16 protein-coding genes are annotated in these 17,172 nt (G+C 51.4%); 7 read left to right on the top strand and 9 right to left on the bottom strand.

Annotated elements, in window-relative coordinates; translation table 11 throughout:
* The first annotated feature begins 6 nt into the window (after positions 1-6).
* Positions 7-831 carry a glutamate racemase gene (gene murI / locus DW817_RS00835; RefSeq protein WP_009016226.1) on the top strand — a complete coding sequence of 275 codons (825 nt, stop codon included), beginning with the start codon at positions 7-9 and terminating at the stop codon, positions 829-831.
* A gap of 202 nt (positions 832-1,033) precedes the next feature.
* Here the strand turns inward: murI and DW817_RS00830 are convergent, their stop codons facing one another.
* Positions 1,034-1,579 (bottom strand): rubredoxin-like domain-containing protein, encoded by a 546-nt coding sequence (locus tag DW817_RS00830; protein ID WP_009016227.1) that lies wholly within the window; start codon positions 1,577-1,579, stop codon positions 1,034-1,036.
* Between the two features lie 169 nt (positions 1,580-1,748).
* Between DW817_RS00830 and DW817_RS00825 the strand changes: the two genes are divergently transcribed.
* Complete coding sequence (locus DW817_RS00825; protein WP_120110398.1) at positions 1,749-2,204, top strand: MarR family winged helix-turn-helix transcriptional regulator; 456 nt, start codon at positions 1,749-1,751, stop codon at positions 2,202-2,204.
* Between the two features lie 77 nt (positions 2,205-2,281).
* Here the strand turns inward: DW817_RS00825 and crcB are convergent, their stop codons facing one another.
* The 3 genes from crcB to DW817_RS00810 form a co-directional block, all read right to left on the bottom strand.
* Entirely contained in the window at positions 2,282-2,647 is a 366-nt protein-coding gene (crcB, locus tag DW817_RS00820) for a fluoride efflux transporter CrcB (RefSeq protein WP_009016229.1), read from the bottom strand.
* Positions 2,648-2,711: 64 nt separating this feature from the next.
* On the bottom strand, positions 2,712-3,257 hold the full coding sequence (locus tag DW817_RS00815) for an NADPH-dependent FMN reductase (RefSeq protein ID WP_021737347.1): 546 nt from the start codon (positions 3,255-3,257) through the stop codon (positions 2,712-2,714).
* 21 nt (positions 3,258-3,278) lie between these two features.
* Positions 3,279-4,169 carry a LysR family transcriptional regulator gene (locus DW817_RS00810; protein WP_243634027.1) on the bottom strand — a complete coding sequence of 297 codons (891 nt, stop codon included), beginning with the start codon at positions 4,167-4,169 and terminating at the stop codon, positions 3,279-3,281.
* 276 nt (positions 4,170-4,445) lie between these two features.
* On the opposite strand from DW817_RS00810, the gene DW817_RS00805 reads away from it, so the two are divergent.
* Entirely contained in the window at positions 4,446-5,261 is an 816-nt protein-coding gene (locus DW817_RS00805) for a 4Fe-4S binding protein (RefSeq protein WP_120110391.1), read from the top strand.
* A gap of 180 nt (positions 5,262-5,441) precedes the next feature.
* Here DW817_RS00805 and DW817_RS00800 read toward each other — a convergent pair whose 3' ends face one another.
* Positions 5,442-6,452 (bottom strand): hypothetical protein, encoded by a 1,011-nt coding sequence (locus DW817_RS00800; protein ID WP_120110388.1) that lies wholly within the window; start codon positions 6,450-6,452, stop codon positions 5,442-5,444.
* 249 nt (positions 6,453-6,701) lie between these two features.
* On the opposite strand from DW817_RS00800, the gene DW817_RS00795 reads away from it, so the two are divergent.
* The 3 genes from DW817_RS00795 to DW817_RS00785 all read left to right on the top strand — a co-directional run bounded on the left by DW817_RS00795 (position 6,702) and on the right by DW817_RS00785 (position 9,488).
* Positions 6,702-7,238: a nitroreductase gene (locus DW817_RS00795; protein ID WP_120110384.1), complete on the top strand. Its 537-nt coding sequence runs from the start codon at positions 6,702-6,704 to the stop codon at positions 7,236-7,238.
* Positions 7,238-8,263: a low specificity L-threonine aldolase gene (locus tag DW817_RS00790; protein ID WP_120110380.1), complete on the top strand. Its 1,026-nt coding sequence runs from the start codon at positions 7,238-7,240 to the stop codon at positions 8,261-8,263. Before DW817_RS00795 ends, DW817_RS00790 begins: the two co-directional genes overlap by 1 nt.
* Before the next feature lie 250 nt (positions 8,264-8,513).
* Positions 8,514-9,488, top strand: a complete 975-nt coding sequence (locus tag DW817_RS00785) for a LysR family transcriptional regulator (RefSeq protein WP_009016236.1) — start codon at positions 8,514-8,516, stop codon at positions 9,486-9,488.
* 398 nt (positions 9,489-9,886) lie between these two features.
* On the opposite strand, the gene DW817_RS00780 is transcribed toward DW817_RS00785, so the two are convergent.
* The 3 genes from DW817_RS00780 to DW817_RS00770 are packed head-to-tail and all read right to left on the bottom strand — an operon-like array spanning position 9,887 to position 14,161.
* Positions 9,887-11,146: an SLC13 family permease gene (locus DW817_RS00780; RefSeq protein ID WP_009016432.1), complete on the bottom strand. Its 1,260-nt coding sequence runs from the start codon at positions 11,144-11,146 to the stop codon at positions 9,887-9,889.
* An 11-nt stretch (positions 11,147-11,157) separates the two neighbouring features.
* On the bottom strand, positions 11,158-12,198 hold the full coding sequence (locus DW817_RS00775) for a lactonase family protein (protein WP_014128228.1): 1,041 nt from the start codon (positions 12,196-12,198) through the stop codon (positions 11,158-11,160).
* A 16-nt stretch (positions 12,199-12,214) separates the two neighbouring features.
* Complete coding sequence (locus tag DW817_RS00770; RefSeq protein WP_120110653.1) at positions 12,215-14,161, bottom strand: aconitate hydratase; 1,947 nt, start codon at positions 14,159-14,161, stop codon at positions 12,215-12,217.
* A gap of 129 nt (positions 14,162-14,290) precedes the next feature.
* Here DW817_RS00770 and DW817_RS00765 point away from each other — a divergent pair, with 129 nt between their 5' ends.
* Positions 14,291-15,223 carry a LysR family transcriptional regulator gene (locus tag DW817_RS00765; RefSeq protein WP_243634025.1) on the top strand — a complete coding sequence of 311 codons (933 nt, stop codon included), beginning with the start codon at positions 14,291-14,293 and terminating at the stop codon, positions 15,221-15,223.
* A 1,152-nt stretch (positions 15,224-16,375) separates the two neighbouring features.
* Here the strand turns inward: DW817_RS00765 and DW817_RS00760 are convergent.
* Positions 16,376-17,083, bottom strand: a complete 708-nt coding sequence (locus DW817_RS00760) for a TetR/AcrR family transcriptional regulator (RefSeq protein WP_227077601.1) — start codon at positions 17,081-17,083, stop codon at positions 16,376-16,378.
* Positions 17,084-17,172: the final 89 nt, after the last annotated feature.

The following is a 17,172-nucleotide window of genomic DNA, read 5'->3' as shown; positions in this document are numbered from 1 at the left end:
AACATCATGAATAAACAGCAACCGATTGGCGTCATTGATTCCGGAGTTGGCGGACTGACAGTCCTGCGCCGCCTGCAGGAGCTCATGCCCCATGAACATTTCATCTTTTTGGGCGATACGCTCAATACGCCCTATGGCAACCGGTCCCGTGAGGATATCATCCGTCTCGTGAACCAAATGACCGACTACCTCTCGTACCGCAACATCAAGGCTCTGGTTGCGGCGTGCAATACGATTACGGTCCTGGGAGAAGAAACCATCCGCAACGGCCATGATTTTGAAGTCATCGGCATGGCCAAGGGCAGCAAGATGATCCCGCGCGTCACCAAAACAGGGCGCATCGGCATCATGGCAACGGATTTTACGATCAGTACGGGAGCCCACAAAAAGGAAATCCAAGCCGCCCATCCGGAGTATCAAGTCTTTGGTGTCGGCTGTCCACGTCTTGTTCCCCTCATCGAGCACGAACAGTTTGGGACGGCTGAACTAAAGGACGCCATCAAGGAATATACGGATATCTTGAAGAGCCATGACGTCGATACGGTAATGCTGAGCTGCACCCATTACCCCTTCCTCAAAAAAGAAATTGAAGCCGCCATGGGACCAGCCGTCACCGTCCTTGATCCGGCGGAAGTCACCGCCAAAAAATGCCGCTATGACCTTTGCGAGCGGGATCTTTTGTGCAAAACCGGCACGGGAACTACGGAAATCTGCTTTACGACCGACCTGGAAAGAGGCCTGCGTCTAGCTTCCCTCATGGTTGATTTGAGCGCGTGCCGGGCACATGTCGTGGGGCTTGAGCGGCAGGATCCGGCCCAAAAGGTAGGCTGATTGAGGCGGTTACACGTTAAAACCGCTAAGGCAAAAAGACCCAAAGGCATAAGACAACAAGCAAGCCCTCAACCGAACGTAAGCGCAAGTTCAGTTGAGGGCTCTTAGTTTTTATTTGGGTTCTGTAAGAGCCGTGCGCCGCCCTGAGGCGAAAAACCGTAAGGCTCTTTTTTTCTTATAAGATTCCCGCGATTGACTTTGCCTATTTTTTAAGGACAAAGGCTTTTTTAGGCTGACCGCAGAGCGGGCAGACATAGTCATCCGGTTCGCTTTCAAGGTCCCCGACATACTCATAACCGCACACGGGGCAGCGGTAGACTTTCCTTCCTTCCACGGATGTTTCTTCCGGTGCAAACCGATTGATAAGCGCCTCTAGGCGGAACCCATGCCCCCCTTCCTGACGGGCAAAAACAGCCATTTCATCAGCGGCTTCCGATAAACCGGCAGCCCGAAATTCATCAGAGATGGCTTTGATCTTTTCTTCACCGGCGGCTTCGACTTTCTGCAGGCTTCTTACAAGGTTCCAGAAATCCTGGGGATAAGCCCCTTTCAAGACGGCGTAGAATCCAGAATGGAAGGCTTCTTCGTTTCCGATGGCCATAAATTCCTTGCTTACTTCGTCAAGTCCCTGTTCTTTTGCAAGCCGAGCCAGTGCATAGTACATCATGACACCGGTTGCTTCCCCCTGCATCATTTTTTCAACAAACGCCTCAAAAGGGCGGCCTTTTACGATTCCATGCAAACTCATTTTGATTTCCTCCCTTGGACTCTTTTTCTTTTGATGGTCACAGTATATCGTCCTAATTTAATTTTGTCAAATTAAATTTTATAAAATTTAATTTTTCTTTTTACCTAGAGTCTGTTAGAATAGAGTCGTCCCCTTCTGGGACCTCAGATTCAGCCAAAGGAGAAGTTCCATGAAAAATGACCAGGACCAGTGGCTGCTGCTCGATCGTCAGCTTTGTTTCCCGCTCTACGCCTGTGCGCGTAAGATTGTAGCAGCCTACCATCCTTATTTGAAAAAGATTGGCCTGACCTATACGCAGTACATTACCATGATGGTTCTCTGGCAAGAGCGAGAAATATCCGTAAAAGACCTGGGAACCCGGCTTTATCTTGATTCAGGAACCCTCACGCCCGTTCTTAAGACCTTGGAACGCCAGGGCTATGTTGCTCGTACGCGCAGCAAGCTGGATGAACGGGTCGTTGTTGTTTTGTTGACGGAAAAAGGCGCCCACCTCAAGGAAAAGGCCCTTTCCGTGCCGGAACAGATGAGCTGCCAGCTCATGCAGCGAGGGCTTTCGATGACGCTGGAAGAAGCAGAAGCCCTCAAGAAAAAGCTTTATGAAATCCTTGCTTGTCTCTCTTCCTAAAAAACGGGAAGACAGCGGCCCGCTAAGGCCGCCTGTCTTCCCGTTTTTCATATCTACTTTCATATCGCTTTTCACGCCTATTTGAGCACGCCTCTCACGGCCCCCATACCAAGGAGGACGCCTAAAAGACACAGGCCCACACTAAGGAAAATATAAAGGAACCCTTTGGCGAGATCCCCCCGGTAAAAAAGGGTCACGGTCTCCAGGGAAAAGGTTGAAAAGGTCGTAAAGCCGCCGCAAAATCCCGTTTTCCAAAAGAGCAAAAAGGCCCCGCTCGTGCCGTGGATTGCGGCAAGTTCCGTGATGGCCCCAATGACAAGGGCACCGACCAAGTTCGTCAAGAGCGTCATGGCCGGAAAGTCCATACCCACGGGCATCAGGCTCAGTCCATAGCGGCAGGCGGCACCAAGGCCGCCGCCCAAGAAAACGTAAAGCACGCTCACGGCAATCCCCCTCTATAGATAAAGAAAGGGGCGTGCCCTGTGCGCGCCCCCAAAAAGCGAGTAATCAGTCCAAATAGGTCAAGAATGTCTGGACCTGGTTCTTTAGTTCCGACTTTGTGCTGTCAGAAAGGACGAGTTCGTCCGTTTCAAATTCTTCCGGTGTGATGGCCATCCCGACTTGGGTGGAAATCATGTCGACACCGATGAAGTCAAGGAGTTCTGTCAGTTTTGCCCGGGCAAAGCTAGCGGCGGAACGGCCGGAAGCTCCAGTTATGGCCGCTTTTTTGCCCCAAATGACGGACGATTCACGAACGCCCGGCTGCGTGGGACGGCTCAGCCAGTCCAGCAGGTTTTTGAGGACGCCGGGATAGCTGTGATTATATTCAGGCGTAAAGAACCAGAGGCCATCGGCTTCGGCCACTTCTTTACGGACACGTGCCACTGCTTCAGGAGCCGGGAACTCAATATCCTGGTTCATCTGGGGCAGATCCTCATAGGAAAGGATGGAGACATCCGCCTTTTTTTCAAGCATTTTCTGGGCCATCAGGGCTGCTTGTCGATTAAAGGCTTTTTCCCTCATGGATCCTACAATGAGCAGTACTTTCTTCATGCTTATCGACTCCTTTCGATATCACTCATCCTCCGCTTCTTGGGAAAGGAAGCGGCGAACTTCATCAGTAAAGCGCCCTAGGACGGGCGACAAGAGCGGACCCTTTTTCCACACGAGATACGAACGGTTCTCGATCGGTGGGTCAAGGGGTTTCATCAAGAGGCCTTCCGGCACATAGGGAAAGTCTAATCCCAGGGCAATGCCGAGGCCCTGCTCCACCATCACGCATTTATTGAAAAGGGACAGGTTCATACGGTTCATCGAGGTACATCGGTTCCCATAGGCACCCAGCCAATTGTCGATCAGGTTTTGCACCGATTTTCGTTCCGCCGTGATCAGTCGTTCCTGGGAAAGGTCCTTGGGGGTAAGGGCCTCTTTTTGGGCAAGGGGATGGGCTTTAGGAAGCAGCGCTGTCCAGCGGTCCTTTTTGGGCAGTTCAAGAAACTGGTAGCGTGTAATGTCCACCGGTTCAATAAGGACGCCAAAGTCAAGGAGGCCCTGGTCCAAACGGCAGATGACATCGTCAGCAATGGCCGTATAAACGGAAAAGACGACATCTGGATAACGGGCCTGCAGGGATCTCATGACACGGGACAGGAAGACCATGTTCACGGTCTCACCAATCCCGAGGGAAATTTCCCCAGCAATGATTTCATCTTTCTGCTTCATTTCCGCTTCCGTTCGGTCAGCCAGTTCCACCAGGTCCTGGGCTCGCTGTTTAAGGCGCATACCCGATGCGGTCAGGAAAATATGATGTCCATTGCGGATAAACAATGTCGTTCCCAGTTCCTGTTCGAGTTGGTGAATCTGCCGCGAAAGGGTAGGCTGCGTCAAATGCAGTACAGAAGCGGCTTTTGTCATGTTCTCCTCACGGGCAATGGCAAGAAAATAGCGCAGGACCCTGAGTTCCATGAGCACATCACCTCCATCAACAGAATACGTCCACAACCTAACAATAACGGAGTTCTTTTTCCGTTTGAATACTCACATTGTAGCATAAAAATGAATCTCTCACCACTAGGGAATGAAGAAAGACGATGATTTTTCACAAATAATTTTGAAATATTCACAAAGTGCAAACAAATTTGCAGGCCTTTGCAAAGTTCTTTTGTCTTTTTCCTTTTTTTCAAGTAGAATAACGGTAGAATAAAGGAATCAATGATCCGATCAGGTACAGGAGGAAAACCGATGATCAAAAAGATTGCCGCAATTTCATTCAGCCCCACGGGCAGTACGCGTGACCTTGTCGACAAAGCGGCGGAAACGCTGGCCGGGCGGCTTAAACTGCCCCTTTCCTATGACAGCTTTACCCTGCCTAAAGATCAAAAGAAGGTCCGCCGATTTACGGAAGAAACCCTCGTGGTTTTCGGCATGCCCACCTATGCTGGCCGCGTGCCCAATAAGGCCCTGCCCTTTTTAAAGACCCTCTTTGTCGGCGGCGGCGCGCCCGCTGTGGCCCTTGTGACCTTTGGGAACCGCAGCTATGATTCCTCGCTCACGGAACTTAATGAAGAACTGACAGCTGCTGGATTCCGTGTCTTTGCAGCCGGTGCCTTTGCGCGGCCCCACGCCTTTGCCAATATTGGCCATGAGCATCCGACCAAGGAAGATAACAACTTACTGGAAACGCTCCTTGGCGTTGCGGAAGTCAAGATCGGGCAAGAAGATTTTGGATCCATCACCATCAAGGACGGCGCTCCTGTAGGCCCCTACTACATTCCTTTGGGCGAAGACGGTGAGCCGGCAAAATTCCTCAAGGCAAAACCGCTCACCGATTTTGAAAAATGCGACCACTGCGGCAAATGCGCCGCCGTATGCCCCATGGGAGCCATCAATAAGAACAATACGGACGAGGTACCGGGAACGTGCATCAAATGCCAGGCCTGCATCGTCTACTGCCATACACACGCGAAATTCTTCCACGATGACCGGTTCCTGTCCCATAAGGCCATGCTGGAGAAAAACTATGTGAGGACGGCGCAGTCCGAGATCTTTTATCGCTGACGCGCAAATCATTTCCTGCCGAGGGGCCCGCTGAGGCCTGTCTGTGCGTCTTTTTTCGGCTCACAAGGCCAGCAAAAAATCCCAACGATCTGGAAGGGTCCTGTCGTTGGGATTTTTTATTTTTTTATTGACAAAAGTCCATTAAGACGCCTTGCGCGAGGAGCTAGCTGCGTTTTTTCCTTAGGCGGGACGGGCGGCTTCCGCCTTATTTTCTTCTCTTGCGTTCCTTACGTCCTTAGGAATGACGATGGTTTTCCCCTCTTCAGGGGCCAGATCCATATGGAATTTAAGGGACAGGGAATCCAGGAAAGCCGTGGCCATGGCTTGCTGCGTTGTCGATAATTTCTTTCCGCGCTTTGCTTCTTCCGCCTCTTTTTGGATCAAGACCGTGGTTCGCACGAGTTCTGTCAGATCGGCATCATAACTTAGAGGAAGATGGGTCTTTTCATCGATCGTAACGAGGTAATTTTGCTGCGCCAAGGCGTCAAGGAAGCGTTTTTGATACTTGTCAGGCAGGGGGTCTTCCGATCCACCAATATATTTGAGGATGCCTTTGCTGGCAGCCTTTCCCCAAAGGGGCTCAAGGGCATCCATCCGAAAGAGGATGACTTCCTTACCGCCATCTTGCGAAAGTACATGGGCCGAGCGGATGGAACGGGTCATAAGGTCCTTGACGGCCACCATATCAAGGGGCGCCGCGTCGGCTTCTTTCGGAACCGTTTCCTTGACCCACAGGTTCTTTTCCTTTGCGTAGGTCACATACGCGTCCTGGGTCTCTTCCGTATAGATTTCAATGGGCACGCTGGCTGCCGCTTTCCCGCCAAGTCCCTCGGTCCTCACGGTCCCTACGGAATGGCTGACGGAATAAGGCTCCATATGGATCTTGCCGGTTACATCCAAATCGGCTGAAAGAAGGAAACTCACCACTTTTCCCTTGACTCGATACGTAAGGTTCTGATCTGTATGCGTTTTAAAATAATCATTGAGCGTTTCTGCCGAAAGGATGATTTTTTTTGCCGCGTCTTCCTTCGTAAAATCAAGGGTCATAGAGGGGTCCTTTTTGGCAGTGCCCACTTTTACGGCGCTAGGAGCCGCTTTTTTCGGGGTCTGGGCCGCACCGACCTGGCTGAAGAAGGAAACCAGCAAAAGGGCGGTCAAGGTCAGCCCCAGGGCTTTATGGGAAAAATTCATGATGATGCTCCTTTCCAATCTCTTTTCTCTATTGTCAGTTTGTTTCTGCCGATTGTCAAGGCGGAAATCGAAAACTTTTTGCGTCCGCCGCTGGCCCCGTTCTTTGATCCTTCATGAAAAAAGCCAGCCATCAAGGGGCCAGTCCATCCATCTTATTGTCGAAATGATTTTTTTGCGTTATAGTTATCCTATCATCTCATGGGAAGGATACAAGCGTTCCCATAAAACAGACAAAAGGAGCTGAATCCTATGAACGAAGTCTTGACTGCCCTCAAAACGCGGCGCAGCATTCGGAAATTCAGGCCTGACCCTGTCCCCCAGGCACTCCTTGATGAAATCATGGAAGCGGGCCTTTATGCGGCAAACGGTATGGATCGTCAAAAAACGATCATCCTCTGCCTCACGGATCCTGACGTCATCGCCAGACTTTCCCGTGCCAATGCCCAGATTGCAGGCTATAAAGAAGGGACGGATCCTTTTTATGGGGCCCCGGCTGTCCTTGTGGTCCTTTCACCCAAAGAGGTCCCGACGGCCCTTTATGATGGGTCCCTTGTCTTAGGAAACCTCATGACCGCCGCCCACGCCTTGGGTCTTGGTTCCTGCTGGATTCACCGGGCCTATGAGGAATTTAAGCAGCCTGTGTGGCAGGAATTTCTCCGCCAGCTGGGCCTTAAAGGCGACTATATCGGCATCGGACACTGCGTCATTGGCTATCCGGACGAACATCCGGAAGCGTCCCCCCGCAGGAGCGGACGCATCTTTTATGTAGGAAAGGAAAAAAGATAATGGCTAGATTATTTTTCATGAACGACTATAACTGCGGCTGCGCGCCGGAAATCCTTGCCCGTCTCACAAAGGAAAATCTGACGCCCCACGTAGGCTACGGCAGCGATGAAATCACAAAGGAAGCGGCCCAAAAGATCCTTGATGCAGCCGGCGTTCCGGAAGGCGGCGTTTACTTTGCGGCCGGCGGCACGCAGGCAAACAGCATCGTCATCTCCCATTTCCTTAAGACCTACCAAGGCGTCATCTGCGCCCAAACAGGTCACATCAACTGCCACGAAGCAGGCGCCATTGAAGCGATGGGACACAAGGTCCTCACCCTGCCGGAAAAAGACAAGGTCTCCGCAGCATCCCTTGAAACCTACCTCAAGGCCTTTTATGAAGATGAATCCTACACAGCCATGGTCCAGCCCGGCATGGTCTACATTTCCCATCCTACGGAATACGGCAGCCTCTATACGCTCAGTGAAGTGGAAGCCATCCGTACCGTCTGCAACACCTATGGCCTTCCCCTTTATATCGACGGGGCCCGTCTGGGCTATGCCCTTGCCGCAAAGGAAAACGAACTGACCCTGCAGGACCTTGCGCGCCTCAGCGATGCGTTTTATATCGGCGGGACCAAGGTCGGTGCCCTTTTAGGGGAAGCCATCGTCTTTCCTAAAGGGATGGATAAGCTCTTTCCGACCCACGCCAAGCGTCAGGGTGCCATGCTCGCCAAGGGATTTGTGCCGGCCATCCAGTTTTCGGAGCTCTTTACGGACCATCTGTATGAACGGCTGGGCCGCCACGGCATCGACATGGCCATGGAACTGAAAAAGGGCCTGCTGGAAAAAGGCTACGCCCTCCACATCGACTCCTATACGAACCAGCAGTTTGTCATCCTTCCGGAAAAAGTGGTCCAAGCCCTCAGGGAAAACGTCGATTTTGAGGTCTGGGAACGCAAGGATGAGGACACCCTCGTCGTGCGCTTTGTAACCAGCTGGTCCACGAAAAAAGAGGATGTGGAAAAACTGCTTTCCCTCCTGTAAGTTTTTGTACCGTGTAAAAGCCAAAGAAAAAAGGCCTTCCGGTGAGGGGCACCGTAAGGCCAGAAAAATGAACGGGAGCTTACGCTCCGGAGTCCAGATCCTGAGGGGGACTCAGAATCATCATCGCATGCAGCCATTCAAGCTGTTACCCTGATGATAACACCTTGCTTACCCATTGTATAATACATCTCTATTATGATATGATAGGTGAAAGCTATTAACTCTTTCTTTTACAGAAAAGGACATGATTATGGACAGCCGTGATTTAACGTATGTACTGACCGTGCGGGACACGCAGAATTTTTCCAAAGCCGCACAGCGTCTTTTTATCAGCCAGCCTTCACTGAGCCAATACATCCGCCGTTTGGAACAGCGCTTGGGTGAGCCGATTTTCTTTCGGGATAAGGCCCAGGTCATGCTGACGCCCTTTGGAGAAGTGTACGCGCGGGAAGCGGAAAAACTGCTTGACTGCATCCATCAAATGGAAGAAACGCTGCACCTTGCCAAAGAACGGAACCGCTCCATGATCCGTGTCGGCATTTCCCAGTCCTATTCAAAATCCTTTGTGCCGGCCATCATCAAGATTGTCCATAAGCTGCGGCCTGATTCCGACGTGGCGTTTGTCGACGGGATTTCCACGCTCCTTGAAAAGGAAATCCTTGAAGGGCGCATTTCCTTCGGAATCTTTCCGGGACCGCCGGCGCGCAGTGATGTGGCTTTCGTTCCCCTCTGCCAGGATCCGCTCTACTTTGCCGTATCGCGGGACAACAAAAAAGCGGTCGAAATCCTAAAATCCGCTTGGAGCGGCAAATTCCTTGACTTAGCCGCTTTTCGGGACTTTCCTTTCGTCCTTCATACAAAAGGGGCCAAATTGAGGGACCTGACGTTCCACATCTGTCAAAGTTTTGGGTTCCTCCCCCGCCCCATCTGCGAATCAGAGACCCTGGATACGCTCTATTCCTTAGTGAATCACAATTATGGAGTGGCCATCCTTTCCCTGACACCCCTCACGAATCTGTCCGAAAAAGAAAACCGGGTTCTTTTCTTTCCGCTCCTGACACCGTCCGCAACGCGGACATTTGGCTTTTACTGCAGCAGGGATCAGGAAAACGATTCCTTTATCCAGAAAGTGGCGAAGGCCATGCGGATCAAGATTGAAGCAAACCATCAGCAAATGAAAGCCTTCATTGAACGGGACCGGGAACATGTCCTGGGACGCGGGTAACGCTCCAATCACATAACAATAAGAAGCCTGGAAACTGTCCCTGTCAGTTTCCAGGCTTCTTATTGTATGGGTGTTAGAGGTTGTTATTAGGATTTCAATCTGCAAACCCTTTGGTTTCCTGTGATTGAGGATCGCTACGTTTCAAATTCTACCACAGGGCAGGCATTTTGTATAATAGATAATTATGAACATGATATAGAGTAAAACTATGGCTCTTTTATTTATTTTTTACTCAGCCCAAAAGGAACGAAGGCATATTTCGGGCGTCTTAACGATGCAATTGTGGTGCGTATCTTCTTGCGGCAGGGCATGCCATCATTGGCATCAGAGCAATCTTTTAAAAGCCAATGATGACACGTACCTACATCAAGTCGGAGCGATCCTTGCTCCGACCAAAACTACAACGCCACCCGATACACACCAACAAGGGCCAACACAAAAACCAGCACCAACGCCGCAAGGCCCCAGAAGACGAGGGAAAGGAAGATTTTTTGTTCCTTTTCCTGATTGTCCTGTTCGTCAGCCATGAGCAGGGCCATGATCATGCCCCCTGTTGTAGAGACCGGAGAAAGGCCTGTAATGGTGCCGCCAATGACAACAAGGGATCCCAGTTCAATCGGGTTCAGGCCGCCCACGGTTTCCGCCACGCTCGAGACGGTGGGAAGCAGGGTCGGGAAGACAACGCCGAGGCCGGACGAAAAGAGGCTCATAATACCAGCCGTAGCTCCCATGATGGCGCTTCCTGTAAAGGGCGTCATGAGAGACGACAGGGCAAGGGTCAGCAGTTTGATTCCGCCGGTCTTGATGACGATGCTCATAAGGGTACTGACGCCGGAAACCATGATAAGAACGCCCCAGGGCACGCCTTTAAAGCTCTTACTTTCGCTAGCGCAATGAAACATAAGAAGGACCGCCGCCACGGCAAAGGAGACCAGACCGATATTGAACTTAAAAAGGACAACCAGGATGCTCATGACGACAAGGCCCGAAAGGGACAGGAGCTGCTTTTTGCTAAAGGATTCCTGCTCCCCATCTTCTGCTTCCTCCGGCACCGTGACGCGCCAGCCTTTATAGTATACAAAGCAGATCACCGCAAGAAGAAGGCCCGAAATCACCTGGTTCACAAAAACGGGACGGACAGCTTGGGCCACGTCGACGCCCGCTTTTGTAAGGAGCTCATAGGTGAGGATCCCTTCAGGCGTAAGGGTGGTCATGCGGCCTGAAAAGCAGCCGCAGCAGCCGATGATGGAAAGCATAAGGGGGTTATAGCCATGGGCTTTCGCAATGGGAATGGCAAAAGCCGGCATGATGGCAAGGACCGGGATGGATCCAGGGCCGCACATGGTAAGCCCCGCCCCCATGAGGTAGATCAGGATGGGAATAAGGAAATTGTTTCTTCCTGCCAGGGAGACGATTTTCTTTGCAAGCAGGGTAATCGTCCCGTTCACAGTAAGAACGCTGAAAAGAAAGGTGACGCCCATGAGCTTGATGAAAAGGTTCGGATTGAAGCCTTTCAGGATGGACGCATCGTTCATGCCCGCAAGGCGCCCCAGGATGAGGGCAAAAAGGAGGGATACGAGACCGACATTGGTCTTGCGGAAAAAACCGAGGATGATCGCCAAAAGAAGCAGTACAAGGGAAATGACACCTAGATCCATATGCCTTCACCTCACTTAAAGACGATGCTCGTCGGGCTTTCCGTATGAACCGTTTTGCCAGTATAGGTGAGACGGCCCGTTACGGGATCGATGGCAAAGAACTTCAGCGTGTCGCTGTCTTCGTTTGCCACAACAAGTTCTGTCGCGTCAGGACTGAAGGTCATAAAGCGCGGCGTCTTGCCTTCGCAGGAAATGAACTGGCGGCTGCGCAAAAAGCCGCTCGGTTCTTCGATGCCATAGACAGCGATGCTCTCATGGATCCGGTTAGAAGCGTAGACAAAGCGGCCACTTGGGTGAACGAGACTGGCGCTTGCCTGGCCCTGGCCCACATAGTCTTCGGGCAGGGTCGGCGTCACCTGATGGGGCGTAAGGACGCCCGTTGTATCGTCAAAGGTAAAGTAGCGCATGCTGTTGCCTTTTTCGTTCACCAAATAGGCCCGTTTATTGTCCGGCGTCAGGTCAATGTGGCGCGGCTCGTCATAGGTGCGGGCATCTTCGATATGAACGCGGGTCAGCTTGCCCGTTTCGTCGTTGACGCGCAGGACCCATACCCGTTCATAGCCAATCTTGCGTCCCTGCGTAGGAACAAGGAGGAACTTCCCCGTATGGTCAAGGAGGCATTCATGGGCATGGGACACGCCGTTTTCGTCAAGGCCTTCAAGATGCTCTACATAAACGGCAGCGCCCAGTTTCCCATCAGGCAGGATGGGCAGGCTTGCCACGGCTCCGCCTTGGAGGGTCGCCACAAAAAGGAACTTGTTGTTGAGGCTTGGCGTAATATAGACAGGGTTCCGGCCTTCGGCGCGGACCGTATTGAGGAAGGTCAGGCTGCCGTCATTTTCAACCTTGAAAGCACTCACATCGTTATCATCGCCATGCACCGTATAGAGAAAGGATGTTGTCCGGTCAAAAGCGAGAAAGGACGGATTTTCCAGGATCTTCGTAATGCTTTTGAGCGTCCAATCGCCCTTATCATTGATCTCGTAGCAGGAAATGCCTTTTCCCCGGGCATTGCGTTTTTTCGTCGTTCTGCAACCTACATAAGCAAACATGGTGTGTCCCCCTTTCCTACGCTTCAGCCAATCGTTTTTTCGTATAGCGCAGTTTCCCGCCGGCAAGAAGGATATCAGCTTCAAGGTCGCTCACTTCGAGTCTTGCCTTGAAGGTAAAGCCCTTCGTTTCGTCCGTCACGATAAATTCACGGTTTTTCAAGGATTCCCGCAGGTTTTCGATGGAAAGTTCGTCTTCCTGGTCAATCTTGTCATAGTCGGACGAATCGGCAAAGACAGCAGGAATGACACCATGATTGATGAGGTTGTTCTTATGGATGCGGGCAAAGCCCTTCGTAATGATCATCTTGACGCCAAGGTACATGGGCGTAATGGCCGCGTGTTCGCGGCTCGAGCCCTGTCCATAGTTGCTGCCGCCAATGATGAAGCTCTTTTTCATGGTCTGGGCCCGTTTGGCAAAGTCCGGATCATACCGGCAGTAGGCGTACTGGGCCATGGCGGGCATGTTGGAGCGCATGGAGGAAAACTCGGCACTTGCCGGCGTAATATCGTCGGTCGATACGTTGTCGCGGGCTTTCAGACTGACGCGGGCCGTGAGCGTATCTTCCGGGGGATCGGCCACGGGAAGCGGCTTGATGTTGGGGCCACGGACGATTGTCACGTCATTTCCTTCCGGCGCCGGCTGGAGGAACAGGCTGTCGTTTACAGGATACGCATCAGGCTCCTTGATGGAAGCAAGAACGGACACATCGTCCATGACTTCGTCAGCTGTCGCAAAGACCCTTTTGATGGCCGTCGCAGCCGCCGTTTCAGGGCTTACAAGATAAAGGGATGCGTCAGGTGTGGAACTGCGGCCTTTGAAGTTGCGGTTGGACGTACGAACAGAAACCCCCTTGGAATTGGGGGCGCAGCCAATGCCGCAGCAGGGACCGCAGGCAAGCTCCAAGACACGGGCGCCGGCATTCAGGAGGTCTCCGATCACGCCGTCTTCCATGAGTTTGAGGTAAATCTGGCGGGAGCTGATGCCGCAGACAAGGCTCACGCTTTCTGCCACCTGGTGTCCCTTAAGAACAGCCGCGGCTTTTTTGAAGTCGCTGTAAGAACCATTGGTGCAGCTGCCAATAAAGACCTGGTTGACGGGCACTTTCGGTGCCTCTTTAACGGGTACGACGTGATCGGGCAGATGCGGCAGGGCAATGAGCGGCTCCAAGGCCGACAGGTCAATATCGATTTCCTCATCATACGAGCAGCCTTCATCAGGCAGGATTTCTTCAAAGTCCCCTTCCCTTCCTTGGGCCCTCAGATAGTCACGGACCACGTCATCAGCTGGGAAAAGGGACGTCGTGGCATTCATTTCAGCGCCCATATTGGTGATGGTCATGCGTTCCGGTACGGAAAGGGTTTTTGCCCCGTCACCTACATATTCGAAGAGCTTTCCCGTGCCGCCCTTGACGGAAACGCGGCGCAGCATTTCAAGGACGATATCCTTTGCCGCTACTCCGGCACGCAGATGGCCCGTCAGGTTCACCTTGACAATTTGAGGCATCTTCAGGACATAAGGAAAGCCGGCAAGAGCGGTGGCAATATCCATCCCACCTACACCGATGGAAAGCATGCCCACGGCACCGCAGCTTGGCGTATGGCTGTCGCCGCCCAAAAGAAGCAGGCCCGGTTTGGCAAAACGGCTGCAGTGCAGGGTGTGGCAGATGCCATTGCCCGCTTTGGAAAGGACAAGGCCGTATTTTTTAGCAAGGGTCTGGAGATAAATATGGTCGTCCGGCGTCTTGTTATCGATCTGCAGCAGGTTATGGTCAATGTAGCTTACGGATAGTTTCGTCTTGACGCGGGGCACATCAAGGGCCTCAAAGGCCAGATAAGCCATGACGGCATTGATGTCATGGGTGAGGGTATGGTCAACGATCAGGCTGATTTCACTGCCTGGGATCATGTCACTGGGTGCAGCCAAATGGCGGCGGATCAATTTACGCGCTACATTTTCTTTCATCATGAAGCTCCCCTTTCTTAAGCAATCAATATCAAAGGATTCTGAAAATATCCTATCATAGTGCTTGCCTTTCGTATAATATTTGCTTATGATATATCTATAATATGATATTATAGAAGAGGTGACTTCATGGACAGCCGGGAACTGCAGTATGTCATTGTCATCAGTGAAAAGGGCAGCTTTTCCGAAGCAGCCAAATACCTTTCCGTCAGCCAGCCTGCCCTTAGCCAGTACGTACGGCGCGTCGAGGACCGCTTGGGCTGCGCCCTTTTTCTGCGCGGCTCGCAGGGCCTGAAACTCACGCCAGCTGGCGTTACCTTCGTAACAAAAGGCCGTGCCGTCCTTGCTGCCATCAGCGACCTTGAAAAGGAGATGGTAGCTTACCGCTGGGGTAAAAAAGAAGGCATCACCGTCGGAGCCTCCCAGTTTTATGGTAAATACCTCCTTGTGCCCATGCTCGACGTCCTGCGCAGTACGGCCTCGGACCACCATGTGGAAATCATCGAAGGGTCCAGTGACCATCTTGAAGAAGAGATCCTCAAAGGGCACCTTGACATGGGCTTTTTCCCAGAACCCATTCATCATGAGGACATCAACTTCATTCCAATCTATGAGGAAGAAGTCTATTTTGCCCATGCAGCAGAAAATAAGGACGCGGCTGCCCTCATTAAGCACGCATGGGACGGGAAGAGCCTCAACCTTGCCCCCTTTCGGGACCTTCCCTTTATCATGCTCCGCAAAGGCCTCAAGTTCCACGACCTGACGCAGCGCCTCTGCCGAGAATATGACTTTTTCCCCAAAGCCATCTATGAATCGGACAACCTTGATACTGTCTACTCCCTCGTAAGCCATAACTACGGCGTCGCCTTCCTGCCCTCTACCCTGCTGCCTGTACTGACAAAAAAAGACAGCAACGTCCGCTTCTACCCCCTCGCCTCAAAAAACGCCCAGCGCCGCATCGGCATTGCCTACCTCGGGACAAGATTCAAGGAAAAGAAGATGCAGGCCCTGGCGAAGGAGATCAGAAACCGGTTACTTGGCGCGCAAATTTTGCCAAGTTGATGGCCCAGTGCCCTGTTACGATATGTTATGCAGGGGCTTAGGGCGGTGCGTAGGACCGTGCGATAGGTTTCTTATTACCCGGCGCAAAAATCGTGCCGATTATCATCATGAGTTGCCTGCATTGCCTTTTTACGATTCATGAGGTGGCAATGAAGGCATGGTGCATCATAAAATAGTACGTATCACAATCTCATTTTTAAGATGCCAAAAGAATGCCGACATACGTCTCTCCTAGGATTTTATCGTTTTATTAGTGGAATCATGGACGCGCAGAAAACTGTGACTGTGGGATTTTGTCAGTGGAAGCAGAGTCTCCTCACAATTGGACCCATCTGACCAAAATTCGCAAAAAGCAAATGGAAATAAAAAAAGCCAAAGGGTCAACACCCAACCATGTCCCTACGGTACTTGGCGTTGAACTTCATTCACCCTTATACATGCGAATCGATGCATTGGAAAATACGAAGGCGTGGTGCTCCAGATGGTGTCGTAATATCTATATAAAAAATCAGTTTCTGCAGGCTCCAAATAAACTCTTTGGCCCGATTGGGGTAAGAAACGAGGAGGGAGACTTTGTATGCGCCTATAGGATGAAGAAAGTTAAGCCTTCTTTTAGAAACCTTGGGCAAAGGTCAGCATGCTAAAATCAAGGAATAATCCCACGAAAGGCATTTTAACCCAAGGTCGCGATTGCCTGTAAAAACCATCCGAATATTTTCCGTATTCGCATCCTTCCTTCATCCCTTGAATCCTGCCTTCTATCGCGATAGGATACGAACATCCTTTCTATCTGATCCGTATCCGTTTTGGGCGGCTGGTCCTTCGGTGTCCATCTTCTCCGGGGACTTGTCGGCATCTGGGTCGCCATGGCCCTTGATGAATGCAGCCACGGTCTCGTTTTCTTCGGGCGCTGGCATCAGGGTACGTGGCGCCGGGCACTCATCTGATAAAGGGCGCCGTGAAATCATCGATTCAAACAAATAGGCCCATCCGGTTTTCTTGAACCGGATGGGCCTATTTACGCTGATTGATTGACTGGAGGCAGCCTTGCCTTCATCGGCCGTGCACTGAAAGGCTCATCATCCACTGTATTTCAGATTGATTTTGTCCATCAAAAAAGTACTGCAAGAACCATCTTGCAGTACAGCCAGGTCAGTCATGCTCCTTTTGATAATTGGAAATAATAACGGACCCATCAAGGATAGTCTTTACCAGGTTCACGAAATACGCGGCCTTTTGTTCCACATCAAAATCCTTCCCCCGCTTGATGGCTTCGTGAAGGAATGTATGATAGAGAGAATTTAAGAGCACGGGTGTAATTTCTTCAACTTCTTCCGTATAGTTTTCTTCCCGCAGCAGATTGGTAAAAAGCAGACGGTACTTATTCACGAGGATTCCCTCGCGCATCACCTGGGCAAAACCGGCATCAATGCCATTGAGCTCTTCGGGATAGAGCTGGTTAAAATAGACCCGCATAATACGTCCCAGCTCTTCACTGTGGGGACCATAGAACATATTATAGAAGGCCTTTGGCTTTCTAAAGCTCACACTGGCAAGGCTGCGGAAAAAATAAATATAGCGGTCCTTCCACGTCATGTCGTCCGTACGTCCTTCCAGGACCTTTTGGAAAACATCGCGAAAAAAGCTCACGGAACCAAAGAGCATCAGCTCATCCAAGTCTTGGAAGTAGTTGTAGATTGTCGCACTGTTGTAACCAGCCTTTGCGGCAATCTTACGGATGGAAAGCCCTTCTTCTCCGACCGAATCCATGAGACTTTTCGTAGCTTCGATAAAGATTCTCATGTTCTGGCGCTGCAAGGGGTTCAGATGAGCCTCCCCATAATCTTTTTCAGTATCCATATTAATCATGCAACTCCTTAACTTAAGATTCCCTATCATCCGCTAGGCCTCCCCACCATAACTCCCAATACGACCTGAAGCAGATGTAT

Source organism: Acidaminococcus sp. AM33-14BH, from assembly GCF_003603525.1.
GTDB classification, from domain to species: Bacteria; Bacillota; Negativicutes; order Acidaminococcales; family Acidaminococcaceae; genus Acidaminococcus; species Acidaminococcus intestini.
This window is presented reverse-complemented; position numbering and strand designations above follow the sequence as displayed.